Here is a 15005-nt window from a genome sequence, read left to right on the forward strand (position 1 = left end):
TGTTGAAGAACGAAATATAGGTATCTTAATACTGATCCAACTGGTCCAATTACCTGCTTAGGAATAAGGGACGGAGGATGTGCTGCTATTTGTTAATCGGCAAGTGAGGGAGAATTAGAAGCTCGGGCTAAAAGTGGGACCAGTATGAGGCAGACTCACAAATGTATGAGGGTAAGCATTCATAATGGCGGGCAAATGGCGAGTGAAGCTTGGAGGTATGAGGTGAACCTCATATCTCAGGAAGTTGGGCTCCTGAGCGGTGAGGCTGGCCTCATAGAATGATCATGGAGCAAGTAGAGCATGCAGTAGGGGTGAGGATAGCCTCACGGAAGAGTGAAGTTAGTGGTGCGTACGTAACTGAGGATGGATTAGTGAAGTTAGTGGTGCGTACGCAACTGAGGATTGATTTGTGAAGTTAGTAGTGCACCCGCAGCTGAGGATGGATTAGTGAAGTATGGAGAAAGCAAAGAATGGAATGGAGCAGGGGAATTGTCTGCGCCATTCCATTCTATTTGTTTTGGTCGTTGGAGGTAGATCCTTATTTGCTTTTAGGGCAACCTCTTGTTGATTCCTGTGCTAGGTCTTCATTTCGTTTTCCGCCAATAAACGCCTGTAATATCAATAGGGATGATCGGCTCGGTAATTTGATGCAGAGCCCGATAATCATGAACCGCGGCTGCACAATAGCCAATCGAATAATCGTCGATGATAACAAAACCGCCTATGGATATTTTGGGATAAAGGTTGGTTAGGGCATCCATCGTTGAAGAATACATATCGCCATCCAGCCGGGCAATAGCGATTTGTTGAATCGGTGCGGCAGGCAGCGTATCTTTGAACCAACCCTTCAAGAAGATGACTTGCGAATCAAGCAGGTCATATTTGCTGAAGTTCTGGCTTACCTGTTCCTGTGATACTCGCAGGAAATCCTCGGTATGAAAGGTCGAGGTCTGGTCGATCGGATATTTCGGATCCGGTGCTGGCAGGCCTTGGAACGAATCTGCCACATATACTTTTCGATCTGTGACGTTATTCGCTTTTAGAACCCCGCGCATGAAAATGCACGCACCGCCCCTCCATACGCCTGTTTCGATGAAATCCCCGGGAATATTCTCATTGAGTACGGTATCCACTGCAAGATGCAACTGATTCATGCGAATTCTGCCAATCATGCTGTGGGCAATCAAGGGCCAATCCAATCCTTGCTGGCGATTTACAACGGAGGCCTGCCCTCCCTCATGCTCCAGCCATATTTCATACAAAATCGTTTTTTTGAGCAGCTCCAAATAAAGCTCCTTTGCTAATTCAAACGCCATTGCTCAACGTCCTCCCCTAATCTGTCCTACAAACTCCTGAGAGCAATATATTATTCGTTGCTTGTGATGGTGTGTGCGTAATGGCATTTGCGCAATATTTTTGCTTAAAAGGCTTACAAAATGCAAATTACGGAAAAGCTTATGTTTACCGAAGCTTATTGCTCGGCACACCAACGAAAGTTGAGGGAAGGGCAATGTCATCCTATAGATTGTGGCTCACAATCGGTTGTATTTCGTTGTTGTCAACGGGATTGTTAATGGCTGGCTTCGCATATGCGGCTTACGATATGCTGTTTCCCGCGACAGCAATGGAGCAGGCTCTGCCAGCTCCGTCCCACAACACACAGCCGCAACAAGAGACTGGCGAGCTTCGCATTGTCGCTATCGGAGATTCTTTGACGAAAGGGACTGGGGATGCAAGCGGGGGAGGGTATGTCAGGCAGGTTGTGAGCGGGCTGGAGCAGCGAAAGAACAGGCCCGTTAGGCTGATGAACAATCTGGCAATCAATGGGCTGCGGGCAGATGAGCTGGTCGATAAGCTCCAGAGCGAGCAATCAACTCGACGTGTATTGGCCGAGGCCAATCTCATTCTGTTAACCATTGGGGGCAATGACCTGTTTCAGTTCGCTATGAATAGCAGGAAAGCGGGGGAGCCCGGTATAACGATGTCGGCGCTTTTGGAGGATCTTCCCGAGGGTCTGCAGCGATTGAAGCTGGTCTTTGAGGAGCTGAATCAGATTAATCCCAAGGCCCAAATGATATATGTCGGCCTTTATAACCCCTTCTATGATCTGGAGGAGCTGAAGGAGGGCAGCCTTGAGGTACAGGAGTGGAACAAGCAGGCCTATGAGATGCTGCAAAGCTATCCGAATAGCAAGATGATTCCAACCTTTGATTTGTTCGAGGAGCAAGCCTTGAATTATTTGTCCTCGGATCATTTTCATCCTAATCATGAAGGCTATAAAGCGATAGCGGCGCGTATTCTGCAATCGTTATGAATGGCATAAAGGAGCGTAATGGGAATCCATGACTACGTCAACAGTACTATCGGTCCATCGTCTGCACAAAAGTATAAAGGGTGTTCCCATTATCAAAGACATCAGCTTCGAGGTCTACGCTGGTGAAATATTCGGCTTCTTAGGTCCGAATGGCTCTGGCAAAACGACGACGATTCGGATGCTGGTCGATCTGATTAAACCGACTGCCGGCGAGGTTGTTGTTGGAGGATATGCTATGCGGCGTGAGCCGGAGAAGGCGCTTCGACAAGTTGGCTGCATCGTTGAGAATCCGGAGGCTTACCCTTATCTCAGCGGCTGGGATAATCTCGCTTATTTCGGGAGAATGCTAGGCGGCATCACCGATATACGGATTCAAGAGGTCGTTCGCATCGTTCGGCTGGAAGAGAGAATTCAAGATAAAGTGAAGACGTATTCGCTTGGGATGAGGCAGCGGCTAGGCATTGCGCAAGCGCTGCTAGGCAAGCCTAAGCTTCTGATCCTTGATGAGCCGACGAATGGCCTTGATCCCAAAGGAATTAAGGAATTGCGAGCCTTTGTCCGCACGCTTGCAGCGGAAGGGCTAAGCTTGTTTATTTCTAGCCATCTGCTTAGTGAAATACAGCTTATGTGCGACCGCGTCGCTATTATTAACGAAGGCAGAGTTATTGCCGTTGGCGAGGTTGAAGAGCTGGTGAAGCAAGCTGGCTCCTATGTGCTATGGCAGCTGGATCAGCCAGAGCTGGCGCTCCAGCTATTTGCTGAGGAGCAGCAGCTTGCCGTAATTGCAAGCGACAGCCATCAGCTTGACGAAGCTTTGCTTGCGAGCTTGCCAGGCGCTATTGTCACTACAATGCCCCAAGATATAATACCGCGGGTCGTGAAGAGGCTTGTAGAGCATGGAGTAAGCATCTATGACGTGCATAAGGTAGCACCGACGCTGGAGGAGCTGTTTCTGAACATGACGGAGGGAACGCAACGTGAAAATAACAATGCCCTTGATCCAGAATGAGACGCTGAAAATATGGAAAAAGAAACGATTTTTCGTTATCGTATTCATTCTGCTTATCCTCATCCCGATATTTACTTACGCCGAATTAAAGGTTGTACAGAACAACGCGGAGAAATTTAAGGATTGGCGCAACCAAACTCTGCAGCGTATGACCGATATCCAGAATACGCTGTCCAGCGACCGAATACCAGAGGAGTGGAAGCGCTCCAGGCGTGTAATGGTTCAGCAATTGCAATATTATTTGGATCATGATATTAATCCAAGCCAGCCCAGTGGCGTAACCTTTACGCGGACCTTCATGGATAACGCGGTCACGCTTTTCATCCCTCTGCTGGTCCTGGCAATTGGCTCTGATCTGGTATCGGGAGAACGCTCCACTGGAACGATCAAGATGCTGCTGACTAAGCCGGTCAGGCGATGGAGGGTGCTGTTAAGCAAGCTTATTGCCTTAATGCTGTACGTTTCATTGGTCATTATCGTTACAGAGCTGTTATGCTATGGCTTGTCAGGCTTGTTTTTTGGTTATGGAGGCTGGGCCATGCCGGTCTTTACCGGCTTTGCCATAAATGGGTCTGATGTTGACAGCAGCAGCGTTCATGCGGTGCCTTACGGCTTGTACCTGCTTATGCAAGCGGGACTGGTGTGGGTATCGGCGATGACAGTCGCTGCTCTTGCCTTTATGGTATCCGTGCTCGTCCGAAGCACGGCAGCAAGCATCGTTACGATGATGGCAGCTGTCATTACAGGGTCGATTCTGTCCAACATGTCTTCCTCCTGGTACAGCGCCAAATATTTATTCTCCGTGAACCTGAAATTGACCGGCTATTTGGACGGAACGCCTCCGCCAATTGAAGGGATGACGTTTTTATTTTCCCTTGCCGTGCTTGCGATTTGGGCGCTTGCTGCCCTTGTCATTTCCTTTCTTGTCTTTACTAAACAGGACATCTTGAATTAAAATAGCTTGAAGATACGCAAAAGCGAAGTCGGATTTACCTAGAAAGGGGACCCTATGGCAGAGCAAATAGATAGAATGGCGAACACAGCGGCCGTTGATCGTAATTATGAGGCCGATGATATACAAGTTCTGGAAGGCCTGACGGCGGTCCGCAAACGGCCCGGGATGTATATTGGCAGCACGAGCAGCTCAGGCTTGCATCATCTCGTATGGGAAATTGTTGATAACGCGGTGGACGAGCACTTGGCGAAGTTCTGCTCCGCGATTGAGGTCACTTTACATAAGAATGGTTCAATAACCATTTATGATAATGGTCGGGGCATTCCTACAGGCATGCATAAGACGGGCATTCCTACGCCTCAGGTTGTATTTACAATTTTGCATGCTGGCGGCAAGTTTGGCGGCGGGGGCTACAAAAAATCAGGAGGTCTGCACGGGGTAGGCGCTTCTGTAACGAATGCTTTGTCTGAATGGCTGGAAGTGGAAATTTTTCGTGATAGCAAAATACATAAGCAGCGCTTTGAATATTGGGTGGATGAGAATGGCAAGGAGCATGTCGGGGAACCGGTAACGGGCCTTGTCGTGACAGGATCTACGAATCGCTCGGGCACGAAGGTTACCTTCAAGCCTGATATTCGCGTCTTCCAAAACGGAATAGCGTTGAATTATGACACACTTGCAGAGCGTCTGCAGGAGATCGCATTCTTGAACTCAGGCTTGAAGGTAACGATCAAGGATGATCGGACCAGTAAAGAGGATGTATTCCATTACGAAGGCGGAGCGCGTCAATTCGTTCAGTTCCTGAATGAAGACAAGACAGTCCTTCATGAGGTTATTCACTTTGCAGGCGAGCGTGATGAGATCGAGGTTGAGGTCGCCTTACAGTATAATGATGGCTATACCGAGACGCTGGCTTCTTTTGTCAACTCGATTCCAACAAGGGGCGGTGGCACGCATGAGACGGGCTTCAAGACGGCTTATACTCGCGTCATGAATGATTATGCCCGCAAGGCTGCAATGCTCAAGGAGAAGGACAAGAACCTGGAAGGCAATGATCTGCGTGAGGGCATGATGGCTGTCATTAATATCAAAATGTCCGAGGTGGAATTCGTTGGTCAGACGAAGGATCAGCTCGGCAGTTCGTCAGCGCGCAGCGCAGTGGATGCTGTTGTGTCGGAGAAAATGCAGGTGTTCCTGGAAGAGAATCCGCAGGTAGCTCAGATGCTGCTCAAAAAAGCATTGCAAGCATCGAGGGCAAGAGAAGCGGCGCGGAAAGCTCGTGAAGAAATTCGCAGCGGCAAGAAAAAGAGCGAGAGCTCCAATCTGAACGGCAAGCTGACACCGGCACAGTCCAAGGATCATATGCGCAATGAGCTGTTCATCGTCGAAGGGGATTCGGCGGGCGGTTCAGCCAAGCAAGGACGGGATTCGAAGCATCAAGCGATTCTGCCGCTTAAGGGTAAGCCGATGAATCCGGAGAAGGCCAAGCTGCTCGACATCTTGAAGAATGATGAGTACAAAGCCATTATTGCTGCTATCGGTGCGGGTGTTGGACCTGAATTCGATTCTGAGGAATGCAATTACAATAAGATTATTATTATGACCGATGCGGATACCGATGGCGCACATATTCAAGTGCTGCTGCTAACGTTCTTCTATCGGTATATGAAGCCATTGATTGACACCGGGCGCGTCTATATCGCGCAACCGCCGTTATATAAGATTACGCGCAAATCAGGCAAGCTCGTCACCGTGCGTTATGCTTGGACAGACGATCAATTGCAGAATTATTTGAAGGAATTCGGCAAAAACTTCGAGCTCCAGCGTTATAAAGGGCTTGGCGAGATGAACCCGGATCAACTGTGGGACACGACGATGAATCCGGAGTCAAGAACGCTGCTTCAAGTGCAGATTGAGGATGCAGCCAAAGCCGAGCGCCGCGTATCAGCGCTAATGGGCGACAAAGTTGATCCGCGCAAGCGCTGGATTTTGGAAAATGTAGACTTTACGGAGTATGTAGAATAGGAGGTATCGTATGGGCATGCTCGAACAGTTTTTACCGGCGTTTCTGGAAGAGGTCGTAGGTGACCGCTTCGGACGGTATTCTAAATATATTATTCAAGACCGGGCAATTCCAGACGTGCGCGACGGCTTGAAGCCGGTACAGCGCCGTATTTTGTACGCAATGTACGATTCAAACAATACGCCGGACAAGCCATACCGCAAATCGGCCAAAACAGTCGGCGATGTAATGGGTAACTATCATCCTCATGGCGATTCATCGATCTATGAGGGGATGGCCCGTATGGCGCAGCCTTGGAAAATGGGACATGTGCTTGTTGATGGCCATGGCAACTGGGGCTCGATGGACGATGATCCTCCAGCAGCTATGCGGTACACAGAGGCTCGCTTGTCTCCTATAGCAATGGAGCTGCTGCGCGATATTGATAAGCGTACGGTTCTATTCAAGGATAATTTCGATAATACGACGAAGGAGCCGGTTGTGCTGCCGTCGAGGTATCCCAATCTGCTCGTGAACGGGACCAGCGGCATCTCAGCCGGCTTTGCCACGGAGATTCCGCCTCATAACCTGCGAGAGGTTATAGACGCTTGTATTGCGTATATGGGGCAGCCAGAGCTTCCGCTCGAGCAATTGATGACGATCGTAAAAGGCCCAGATTTTCCGACAGGCGGCATTATCATGGGCGAGGAAGGGATACGGGATGCTTATGCAACAGGCAAAGGCCGTATCTATATTCGCTCCAAGGTAGCGATTGAAGATATGCGCGGCGGCCGCCAGCAAATTACGATCACAGAAATTCCATATCAAGTCGTGAAATCCCGTCTTGTAACCGCAATGGAAAATATTCGCCTGGAGAAAAAGGTCGAAGGGATTGCAGAGGTCCGGGACGAGAGCGGCCGGAACGGAATGCGCATTGTTGTAGAGCTCAAGAAGGAAGCCGATGCGAACGGAATATTGGCCTATTTGCTCAAAAAAACCGACCTGCAGGTTACTTATAACTTCAATATGGTCGCCATTGTCAATAAAGCGCCTCAGCAGCTTGGCATCAAGCAAATGCTGGGTGCCTATATTGATCACCAGAAGGAAGTCGTAACGCATAGAACGAAGTATGAGCTTGAGAAGGCAGAGGATCGTGCGCATGTTGTAGAAGGGCTTGTCAAAGCACTTAATTTGCTGGATGAGGTTATTGCTACGATTAAAGCGTCCAAGAATCGTGCTGATGCTCAATCTAACCTCGTAGAGAAATTCGGCTTCTCAGAACGGCAAGCCGATGCGATCTTGACCTTACAGCTGTACAGGCTGACGAATCTGGAGATTACTTCGCTTGAGAAAGAACTCAAGGAAATGATGAAGAAGATTGCTTATTTCCGTTCGATTCTAAGCAGCGAGAAGAAGCTCATAAGCGTTATTAAGGATGAGCTGATTGAAATTCGTGATAAATACGGCGTTGATCGGCGTTCTGATATTCGCGGCGAGGTTGAAGAGCTGAAGGTGAACTTAGAAGTGCTGGTGACACCCGAGGATGTACTCGTTACTCTAAGCCATGAGGGATATATTAAACGGACCAGCATGCTGTCCTTCACTCGTTCAGGCGGCGATTTGCAGACGACGGGAGTTAAAGAGGGCGACGTCTTAAAAGGGCTCTATGAAGTCAATACCATAGACAATTTGCTGATCTTTACGCGCAAAGGGCAATATTATATGCTTCCTGTTCATCAGGTTCCTGAGTTCAAATGGAAGGATAATGGGACAGCTATCGTTAATATTGTGCCGATACCGAAGGATGACGCCATTGTCAGCATTATTCCGATCAAGGATTTCAATATGAAGGATGCATCTCTTGTCTTTGTTACGAAGCGCGGCCAAGTTAAGCGGACGGAATTAAAGGATTATATGACGACTCGTTCAACCGCCATTGCAGCCAGCAAGGTGGCTGAGGGGGATGAGATTATCCGGGTCTCCTTAAGCGATGGCACAAAGCAGCTGCTGCTAGTCAGCAAGCTCGGTATGAGCATACGTTTCCTGGAGACTGAAGTTAATGCCATGGGACGCGTAGCGGCTGGTGTTCGCGGCATTCAACTGAAAGAAGACGACGAGCTTGTCGCCGCAGAGTGGGTGGCTGACGACGAAGGCGAAGTGCTCGTTGTGACGGATATTGGTTACGCCAAACGGACACTGCTGCTTGATTATCCTGTACAAGGTAGAGGCGGCAAGGGTGTGCAGACGTTCGAGTTCAAGGAAGGCAAGCGTGTGAAACCGAACGGTGCTGCTCTTGTTGCAGCGTTATATTGCAAGGAAGAGCTGGAAATTTTAGCTCTTACGGCAGCAGGAGCCCAGCACATAGCCTCTACGGAGAAGGCACCAATTGAGGATCGCAAATCCATTGGCAAGCTGCTTGTTCCTGTAGAGAAGAATGATGTTATTACGTCGTTCATGATCCGCCCCAGCTTAATTAATCAAAAGGGCGATTAGGCGGGTCCAGGCGTTCAATTAATTGAATCATCGCGTCAAGTATGACCCACAATGGTACCAGCTCATCCGGGCGGTCAAGCCATTGTGGGTCTTTTATGATGCCATACGCTTTTATTTTACGGATTATTTCAGCTTTATGATCCTCCATGGGGTCACTCCTTCATGTCCGGCTTGTAGTTGATTGTTGATGCATAATTTCCGCTGAGATCCGACGAATAGGGAAGATGCCTATGTTATTGTATGTCTACTTTTGTCAAAACGTTCGAGATTATATCGTTTAATGACTCAAATTATTAATTGGGTTAACCTTTTATTCGACATTAGCCAATGGTATAATTAGGTTAATAGAGAAACTGGACAGGAGGCGTGTGCGGGATGATATCTGAAGAATTTACTCGACTATGGACGAAGATGACAAGAGAGTGGAAGATGGGTCTTGAAGAAGGATTGGCACCATTAACGGAGGGGCAATTGAATGTCCTTGATATTCTGCTGAAGCATGAGCCGATGAAGCCCTCTGATTTGCTGGTCTATTTGGCGACTACGCCGGCAGCTATTACGACGCTGTTGGATCGTATGGAGCGCAATTCATTGATTATTCGTACAAGGGATGATAATGATCGGCGAATCGTTTGGATATCGGTATCGGAAAAGGGCAAAGAAGAAGCCCAGCGCGGAGGAGAGATCCGATCGAAGCTGATCGGCGAGGCGCTGGACCGTATTTCTGCCCATAATCAGCAGCTGCTTGTCTATTTGTTAGGCAAAGTAGCTAACGCTTGATCAGGGTGTAGTCGTTTCTGTTGTCTGAGTAGCCATCGAATCAAGTCGGCTGCGAAGAATGGCAAGATGCGTTTTTAGCGATTCGTAGTCGGCTCGGGTAAGCAAGCTGTCTGTCGCAGAAGCAAGCGTTTGTTCGACGGGCAAGACCCGATAACGATAGTTATGATCTGGCTTATAGCGATGGACCCAAGTAGGGATCGACTCGATATCGGCCAGTTCAATTGTTCCGTCAGATTGATTTTTACGAATGAGTACTTTAAAAATAACGCCGTAGTCTTTTGTATCTTCACGTTGATTCGAGATGAAATTTCCTAATGAATAGATAATAAGTCCTTGTCTTGCATGCCCATCTTCGCCGGTCGTCTCCAGCACCTCATAAGGCTGGACGACATGCGGATGGGAGCCGGCGATAATATCTGCACCTTCAGCAATAAGCTTCCGCGCTAGTTTTTTTTGCTCCTCATTCGGCTCCGTTTGGTATTCCGTACCGAAGTGGAGGGCTACCGTAATGAAATCTGCCCCAGCCTGTTTTGTTTTTTGAATGTCCTCGATCATCTTCTGCTCATCAATTAGTGACACGATATAAGGCTTATTTTTTGGCAATGGAATGCCGTTCGTGCCATAGGTGTAAGCGAGCAGCCCCATTTTGATCCCATTGCGTTCAATGATGGTTGGTTTATCTGCTTCTTCCTGGGAGGAGGCGGTTCCTTTAATTCCGAATTGGCGCTCCTTCAAGTTGTTCAGTGTAATTAATAGTGCCTTTGCACCTTTATCGAGTGAATGATTGTTGGCATTGGTCAATATATTAAAGCCTGCATTTTTGAGGGCGTCCAGCAGTTCAACCGGAGCATTGAAGCTAGGGTAGCCTGTAAAACCATATTTAGGACCTGCAACGGGGGTCTCCAAATTGCCCAAGACCCAATCTCCTTCAGCAAGTATTGGCTTTACTTCAGCGAAGAAGGGATCGAACTGGTATTGCTTCTTTTCTTCGTCATAAGCTCCAGGGACCTGGGGCTTATGCATCATGATGTCTCCTGCTACCATCCATACAGCCTCCGTATACTGTGGGGGCGAGGGGGTAGGTGGTGGGGGCTCAGGCGTAGATACAGGAGTCTCAGTAGGGGCAGGCGTAGCTTCTTGCATAAGCACATCCTTTATATTCCGCCCATTGTCCGTCATAGTCGAGATGATGATGAACAGCAACCCACCAGCTATGAGCAGCAGGAGAGCAAAAGAAAAAGAAATCATTTTTTTGCGTTTACGCTTATTGCGCATTAAGGCATGACGTCCTTTATGAAGAAATTTGCAGCTTCCTCTAGCTGTTGATTGGTCCACCAGGACCATGCAGGCGATCCATAAGGCACGGACCGAAAGCATAGTGGTTCTCTTGTTGTGGGATGCATAACAGTGATGGATGTTGACCACAGCGCGATATCAGATACGGAAGCAGTCGCAGGGGCTCCATATTTACGATCCGCGACTAGCGGGCAGCCAATATGAGACAGCTGTGCACGAATTTGATGAGACCTGCCTGTATGCAGCAACACAGCTACCAAGGAATATCCTCCGGCTTGTGCAATGACGTCATACTCAAGGATAGCCTCTTTCGCATCAGCGGCAGGCTTATTAAATACGGTAACCTGATTGCGCTTAGAATCTTTGCGAATATAATGATGCAATCGGTCTTGTAAGGCGGCCGGACGTCCGTGAACGACACACATGTAGGTTTTGCCGAAGGAACGGCTGCGGACAGCCTCAGAGAGCCGGGAAGCGGCTTTGGATGTCTTGGCGAATAGCATAGCGCCTCCGACTGGGCGGTCCAGCCGATGAACAAGACCGAGGAAAACGTTCCCCGGCTTATTATGTCGCTCTTTTAAATCTTGCTTGAGCAGGGTTAGCATGTCAGGAGCACCGGTTTCGTCCTCTTGCGAAGGAATTCCCGGTGGCTTAATGACAGCGAGCACATGGTTATCCTCATACAGCACGGGTATGGCAGAGCCACTCTCGTGAGAGTTAGTCATTATTCCGACTCCCAGCGTCCGAGAATTCCGCATGGCAGATTAAGGCCAGATTCTGTAATTGGAAGCCCAATCTCGCCACAATTAATCTCGCCGCCGAATTTCCGTCCCATTGTCATATGAAGAAGGTTATGCAGGACAGAAGGTGAAAGTCCCGTTGTATAAGAATTAATCAGCAGGAATAACGGATTGTCCGAGAGAATGGTCGTACAGAACTCCAAGAACGGATAAAGATTCTCTTCCAGCTTCCACGTTTCACCATTAGGGCCTCGTCCATAAGAAGGAGGGTCCATAATGATCGCATCATACTGGCGGCCGCGGCGTTGCTCGCGCTGTACAAACTTGAATACGTCATCGGTAATATAACGAATCGGCGCATTCTCTAGGCCCGACAATTGAGCATTCTCCTTCGCCCATTGCACCATGCCTTTTGCAGCGTCCACATGTACGACCTCAGCGCCTGCAGCAGCAGCGGCTACAGTTGCACCACCTGAGTAGGCGAAGAGATTAAGAACCCGAATTGGGCGGTCTGCTGAGCGGATCTTGTCCATCATCCAGCTCCAATTGACAGCTTGCTCCGGAAAAAGGCCGGTATGCTTGAAGTTTGTTGGCTTGATATGGAACTTGAGCTCTCCATAGGAAATGGTCCATCTCTCAGGCAATTCCGGCTTGAATTGCCACTGGCCACCGCCAGAGGAGCTGCGGAGATAATGTCCGTCCGCTTGTTTCCATTGCGCGTTTTCTTTGGCGATCGGCCAGATGATTTGCGGGTCAGGCCTGCGAAGCACATGGGCCCCCCAGCGCTCCAGCTTATCTCCGGCTCCCGTGTCGAGGAGCTCGTAATCGGTCCATTTATCTGCTACATACATGTAATCGAAATCCTTCCTTGGTGTATAATTTAGTTTTGTATTATGATAAGGTCAACGATTATTATATCTAAGCAAACAAGTGGAAGCAATGAAGGTGCAGAAATTTCGTGAAATAATGGGGAGTAAGCTTGCCCAAGAAGGTGGAAGTCGCAGGTTGCATAAGTAAAAGGAAGAAAATTGCTGATGAGGATGCTGCTTTAGCGGGTATCAGCAAAAGGTCTTATAGGTTGACTACCATTAGAGGGTAATGGTTGGTTATCATTGGGGGAATTGCCATGTGAATCACTCGCTTTCCGAGCGGTAATGCATTACTTTCTTATTGGCAGATGCTATTATTATACTGATAGAAAGCCGGCAAAAACCGCAAGGTAAAGGTGGTAGCGTTTGCAACAAGCAATTGCGCTCATCATCCACATAGAGAGTTTATACCACTACTGCTTGTCTTGCAGGGGCAGATGAATAGCAGCCGTTTGCTCTAGTTGGCACATATTGCAAGGGAGCGGTTATTCTGCTTCTTCCTCTTTGATGATGCTCATCATTTTGTCAATCGATTCCTTGCGCTTGTCTTGATCCATGCTGCTGAGCAATCGGAGGATCTCCAGCGTCTCGGCGGTAACGCTTGGTTCTATCGTTCTCCTGTCACCACCGTCAATAATGAAATCGGTCGATACCTGGAAGAACGCAGCAAGCTTGCTTAGCGTCTCGTACACAGGCTGACGGTTGTTAATCTCATAATGGCTGTAGGCGGATCGTGTAATTCCGATTGTGCGGGCAACAGCTTCTTGTGATAAGCTTCGCTGAATACGAAGTTCTTTCAAGCGTTCTCCCATCGTCATTAGTAGTGGCTCCTAACATTCGTAATGAACAGCGGGCACCCAAGAGATAGGATATTAACCCGCTATTAGTAATTTATGATACAAAATGTATCATTGTCAAGCGTTATCTCAAATTTAAAGAAGAAATGAGGAAGATAAGAATGGTTATGGCTTTTGAATGCGAATGCGGCAACAAAACAGCGTTTTTTGCTACAGGGGATAGGGATGAAAGCGGCAGGGAGTTCATTGAAATAGAGGATGATGACCGGCTCGGCTTCATCGTTGGGGAGAATGGCGTATTATTCAAATGCAAGTTTTGCGGTTATACATACAGGCTGGAGCAATACGAGCAGAAGTAAGCAAAAAAAGAGTTGGTGCAGAATAATTCTGCGCCAACTCTTTTTTATGTAAATGAATTAGGCACTTTTATCGAAAAAAGCAATTTGATTGCGGAGAGTTGCAGATTGCTTCCGAAGGAAGTCAGAGGCAGCTGCAATTTCTTGCATAAGTGCCGTCTGTTCCTGTGTAGAAGCAAAAACTTCTTTAGCTCCGGAATGTATAGAATGGGCAACGGTTGCAATCTGCTTGGCTTCCTGTAATGTCAGCTGAACCTGATCAACCTGATCCGATAGCAGAGACGCAATATGCTCGAAGGAGCTGGATACTTCTCCGGCGGTGCCGATCATTGCATTTAGTGCTACTGATGCTGCTTCACCGCTGCGGGATTCTTGTCTTGCCGCCTTAGCTTGCTGGGTGATCTGCTGCGAGGCAACGTTCATCTCACTCTGAATATGTTGAATCAACTCTTTAATGGATTGCACGGCACCATTGCTCTGCTCAGCCAGTTTCTTCACTTGTCCGGCAACAACGGCAAAGCCATTGCCATGCTCGCCGGCACGAGCAGCCTCAATGGAAGCATTGAGGGCAAGCAAGTGGGTCTGATCAGCGATTTCTCCGACTAGGGCAGAGACTCCATTGATTTGTTCTGCTTGCTCGTTAAGGCGCTGCATCATGGCAGCTGATTGCTCGCTAGCTCCTGCCACGGATTGAATGCCATCCACCAGAGCCTGAATAGTCAGGGCATTCTTAGCCATAGTGTCGACCATCTCATTCGTTAACGTTCTTGCCGCATCAGCTTCTTTATCAATCGTATCAGAAGCTATATTCATCTGCTCAACGGATTCGAATAGTCGTCTAGTAGATTCGGATTGCTGCTCCGCGCCGTCGGCGATTTGTTCGGAGGTTAGGGTAATAGATTCAATATGATGAGCCGCATGGCCAATCGCTTGGCTAAGCTCTACCGCATGCGAATCTGTTTCTTTGTGTGAGGTGGAAATTCCATTGACGACTCCGTTCAAATGCTCCATCATCATACTGAACGAGAGGCTGAGTGCCCGTAATTCATCATCTGATTTGCTTGGGACAATAACGGTTTGAAGATTGCCAGCAGATGCTTGTTCTGCTGCTGCGGTCATCTGGGCGAGCGGCTTGATCAGCAATCTGGCGGCGATCCAACCCAGGAAGGCTGTCCAAAAAACGCCCAACATAAGCGTACCTGTAACGAATGCCCATTCTGGCATATAATCGGTTGTCATATCCTTCAATACAAATATAAAGAAGGCGCTGGTACCGAAAGTAACGGTGGATACGGTTGTTATGCCGGTTACGATCTTTTTGACAAGACTGAATTTGTAGGTTCTCATAAGCTTAAGGCCTCCGAATAACAGATTATATTTCATCCAGTATAACT

Annotated in this window: 15 protein-coding genes; 8 read left to right on the plus strand and 7 right to left on the minus strand. The window is 48.3% G+C overall.

Annotation, left to right across the window (positions count from 1 at the left end):
- Positions 1 to 278: 278 nt before the first annotated feature.
- Complete coding sequence (locus AC50YO_RS11340; protein WP_494846938.1) at positions 279 to 413, plus strand: hypothetical protein; 135 nt, start codon at positions 279 to 281, stop codon at positions 411 to 413.
- A 171-nt stretch (positions 414 to 584) separates the two neighbouring features.
- Here AC50YO_RS11340 and AC50YO_RS11345 read toward each other — a convergent pair whose 3' ends face one another.
- Positions 585 to 1316 (minus strand): TylF/MycF family methyltransferase, encoded by a 732-nt coding sequence (locus AC50YO_RS11345; RefSeq protein ID WP_494846939.1) that lies wholly within the window; start codon positions 1314 to 1316, stop codon positions 585 to 587.
- Between the two features lie 194 nt (positions 1317 to 1510).
- Between AC50YO_RS11345 and AC50YO_RS11350 the strand changes: the two genes are divergently transcribed.
- From AC50YO_RS11350 to gyrA, 5 genes are read left to right on the plus strand one after another with little or no spacing between them, the layout of a single operon-like run.
- Entirely contained in the window at positions 1511 to 2314 is an 804-nt protein-coding gene (locus AC50YO_RS11350) for a GDSL-type esterase/lipase family protein (protein ID WP_494846940.1), read from the plus strand.
- Positions 2315 to 2342: 28 nt separating this feature from the next.
- Positions 2343 to 3323: an ABC transporter ATP-binding protein gene (locus AC50YO_RS11355; RefSeq protein ID WP_494846941.1), complete on the plus strand. Its 981-nt coding sequence runs from the start codon at positions 2343 to 2345 to the stop codon at positions 3321 to 3323.
- Positions 3304 to 4278, plus strand: coding sequence for an ABC transporter permease (locus AC50YO_RS11360; RefSeq protein WP_494846982.1), 975 nt, complete (start codon positions 3304 to 3306; stop codon positions 4276 to 4278). The genes AC50YO_RS11355 and AC50YO_RS11360 overlap by 20 nt, the downstream gene beginning before the upstream one ends.
- Before the next feature lie 54 nt (positions 4279 to 4332).
- On the plus strand, positions 4333 to 6303 hold the full coding sequence (gene parE / locus AC50YO_RS11365; protein WP_494846942.1) for a DNA topoisomerase IV subunit B: 1971 nt from the start codon (positions 4333 to 4335) through the stop codon (positions 6301 to 6303).
- Positions 6304 to 6313: 10 nt separating this feature from the next.
- Positions 6314 to 8773 carry a DNA gyrase subunit A gene (gene gyrA / locus AC50YO_RS11370; RefSeq protein WP_494846943.1) on the plus strand — a complete coding sequence of 820 codons (2460 nt, stop codon included), beginning with the start codon at positions 6314 to 6316 and terminating at the stop codon, positions 8771 to 8773.
- Here gyrA and AC50YO_RS11375 read toward each other — a convergent pair.
- Positions 8754 to 8921 carry a hypothetical protein gene (locus AC50YO_RS11375; RefSeq protein ID WP_494846944.1) on the minus strand — a complete coding sequence of 56 codons (168 nt, stop codon included), beginning with the start codon at positions 8919 to 8921 and terminating at the stop codon, positions 8754 to 8756. The two genes, gyrA and AC50YO_RS11375, sit on opposite strands and share 20 nt — an antisense overlap.
- 227 nt (positions 8922 to 9148) lie before the next feature.
- Between AC50YO_RS11375 and AC50YO_RS11380 the strand changes: the two genes are divergently transcribed.
- Positions 9149 to 9553 carry a MarR family transcriptional regulator gene (locus AC50YO_RS11380; protein WP_494846945.1) on the plus strand — a complete coding sequence of 135 codons (405 nt, stop codon included), beginning with the start codon at positions 9149 to 9151 and terminating at the stop codon, positions 9551 to 9553.
- On the opposite strand, the gene AC50YO_RS11385 is transcribed toward AC50YO_RS11380, so the two are convergent.
- The 4 genes from AC50YO_RS11385 to AC50YO_RS11400 form a co-directional block, all read right to left on the minus strand.
- On the minus strand, positions 9554 to 10828 hold the full coding sequence (locus AC50YO_RS11385; RefSeq protein WP_494846946.1) for a CapA family protein: 1275 nt from the start codon (positions 10826 to 10828) through the stop codon (positions 9554 to 9556). It abuts the gene before it with no gap.
- Complete coding sequence (locus tag AC50YO_RS11390; protein WP_494846947.1) at positions 10828 to 11574, minus strand: RluA family pseudouridine synthase; 747 nt, start codon at positions 11572 to 11574, stop codon at positions 10828 to 10830. The genes AC50YO_RS11385 and AC50YO_RS11390 overlap by 1 nt, the downstream gene beginning before the upstream one ends.
- Complete coding sequence (locus AC50YO_RS11395; RefSeq protein WP_494846948.1) at positions 11574 to 12440, minus strand: class I SAM-dependent methyltransferase; 867 nt, start codon at positions 12438 to 12440, stop codon at positions 11574 to 11576. The genes AC50YO_RS11390 and AC50YO_RS11395 overlap by 1 nt, the downstream gene beginning before the upstream one ends.
- A gap of 503 nt (positions 12441 to 12943) precedes the next feature.
- Positions 12944 to 13276 carry a helix-turn-helix domain-containing protein gene (locus tag AC50YO_RS11400; protein WP_494846949.1) on the minus strand — a complete coding sequence of 111 codons (333 nt, stop codon included), beginning with the start codon at positions 13274 to 13276 and terminating at the stop codon, positions 12944 to 12946.
- Between the two features lie 140 nt (positions 13277 to 13416).
- Here AC50YO_RS11400 and AC50YO_RS11405 point away from each other — a divergent pair, with 140 nt between their 5' ends.
- Positions 13417 to 13614 carry a hypothetical protein gene (locus tag AC50YO_RS11405; RefSeq protein ID WP_494846950.1) on the plus strand — a complete coding sequence of 66 codons (198 nt, stop codon included), beginning with the start codon at positions 13417 to 13419 and terminating at the stop codon, positions 13612 to 13614.
- Positions 13615 to 13671: 57 nt separating this feature from the next.
- On the opposite strand, the gene AC50YO_RS11410 is transcribed toward AC50YO_RS11405, so the two are convergent.
- Complete coding sequence (locus tag AC50YO_RS11410; RefSeq protein ID WP_494846951.1) at positions 13672 to 14958, minus strand: methyl-accepting chemotaxis protein; 1287 nt, start codon at positions 14956 to 14958, stop codon at positions 13672 to 13674.
- Positions 14959 to 15005: the final 47 nt, after the last annotated feature.

This window comes from Paenibacillus sp. J22P59 (assembly GCF_059383895.1).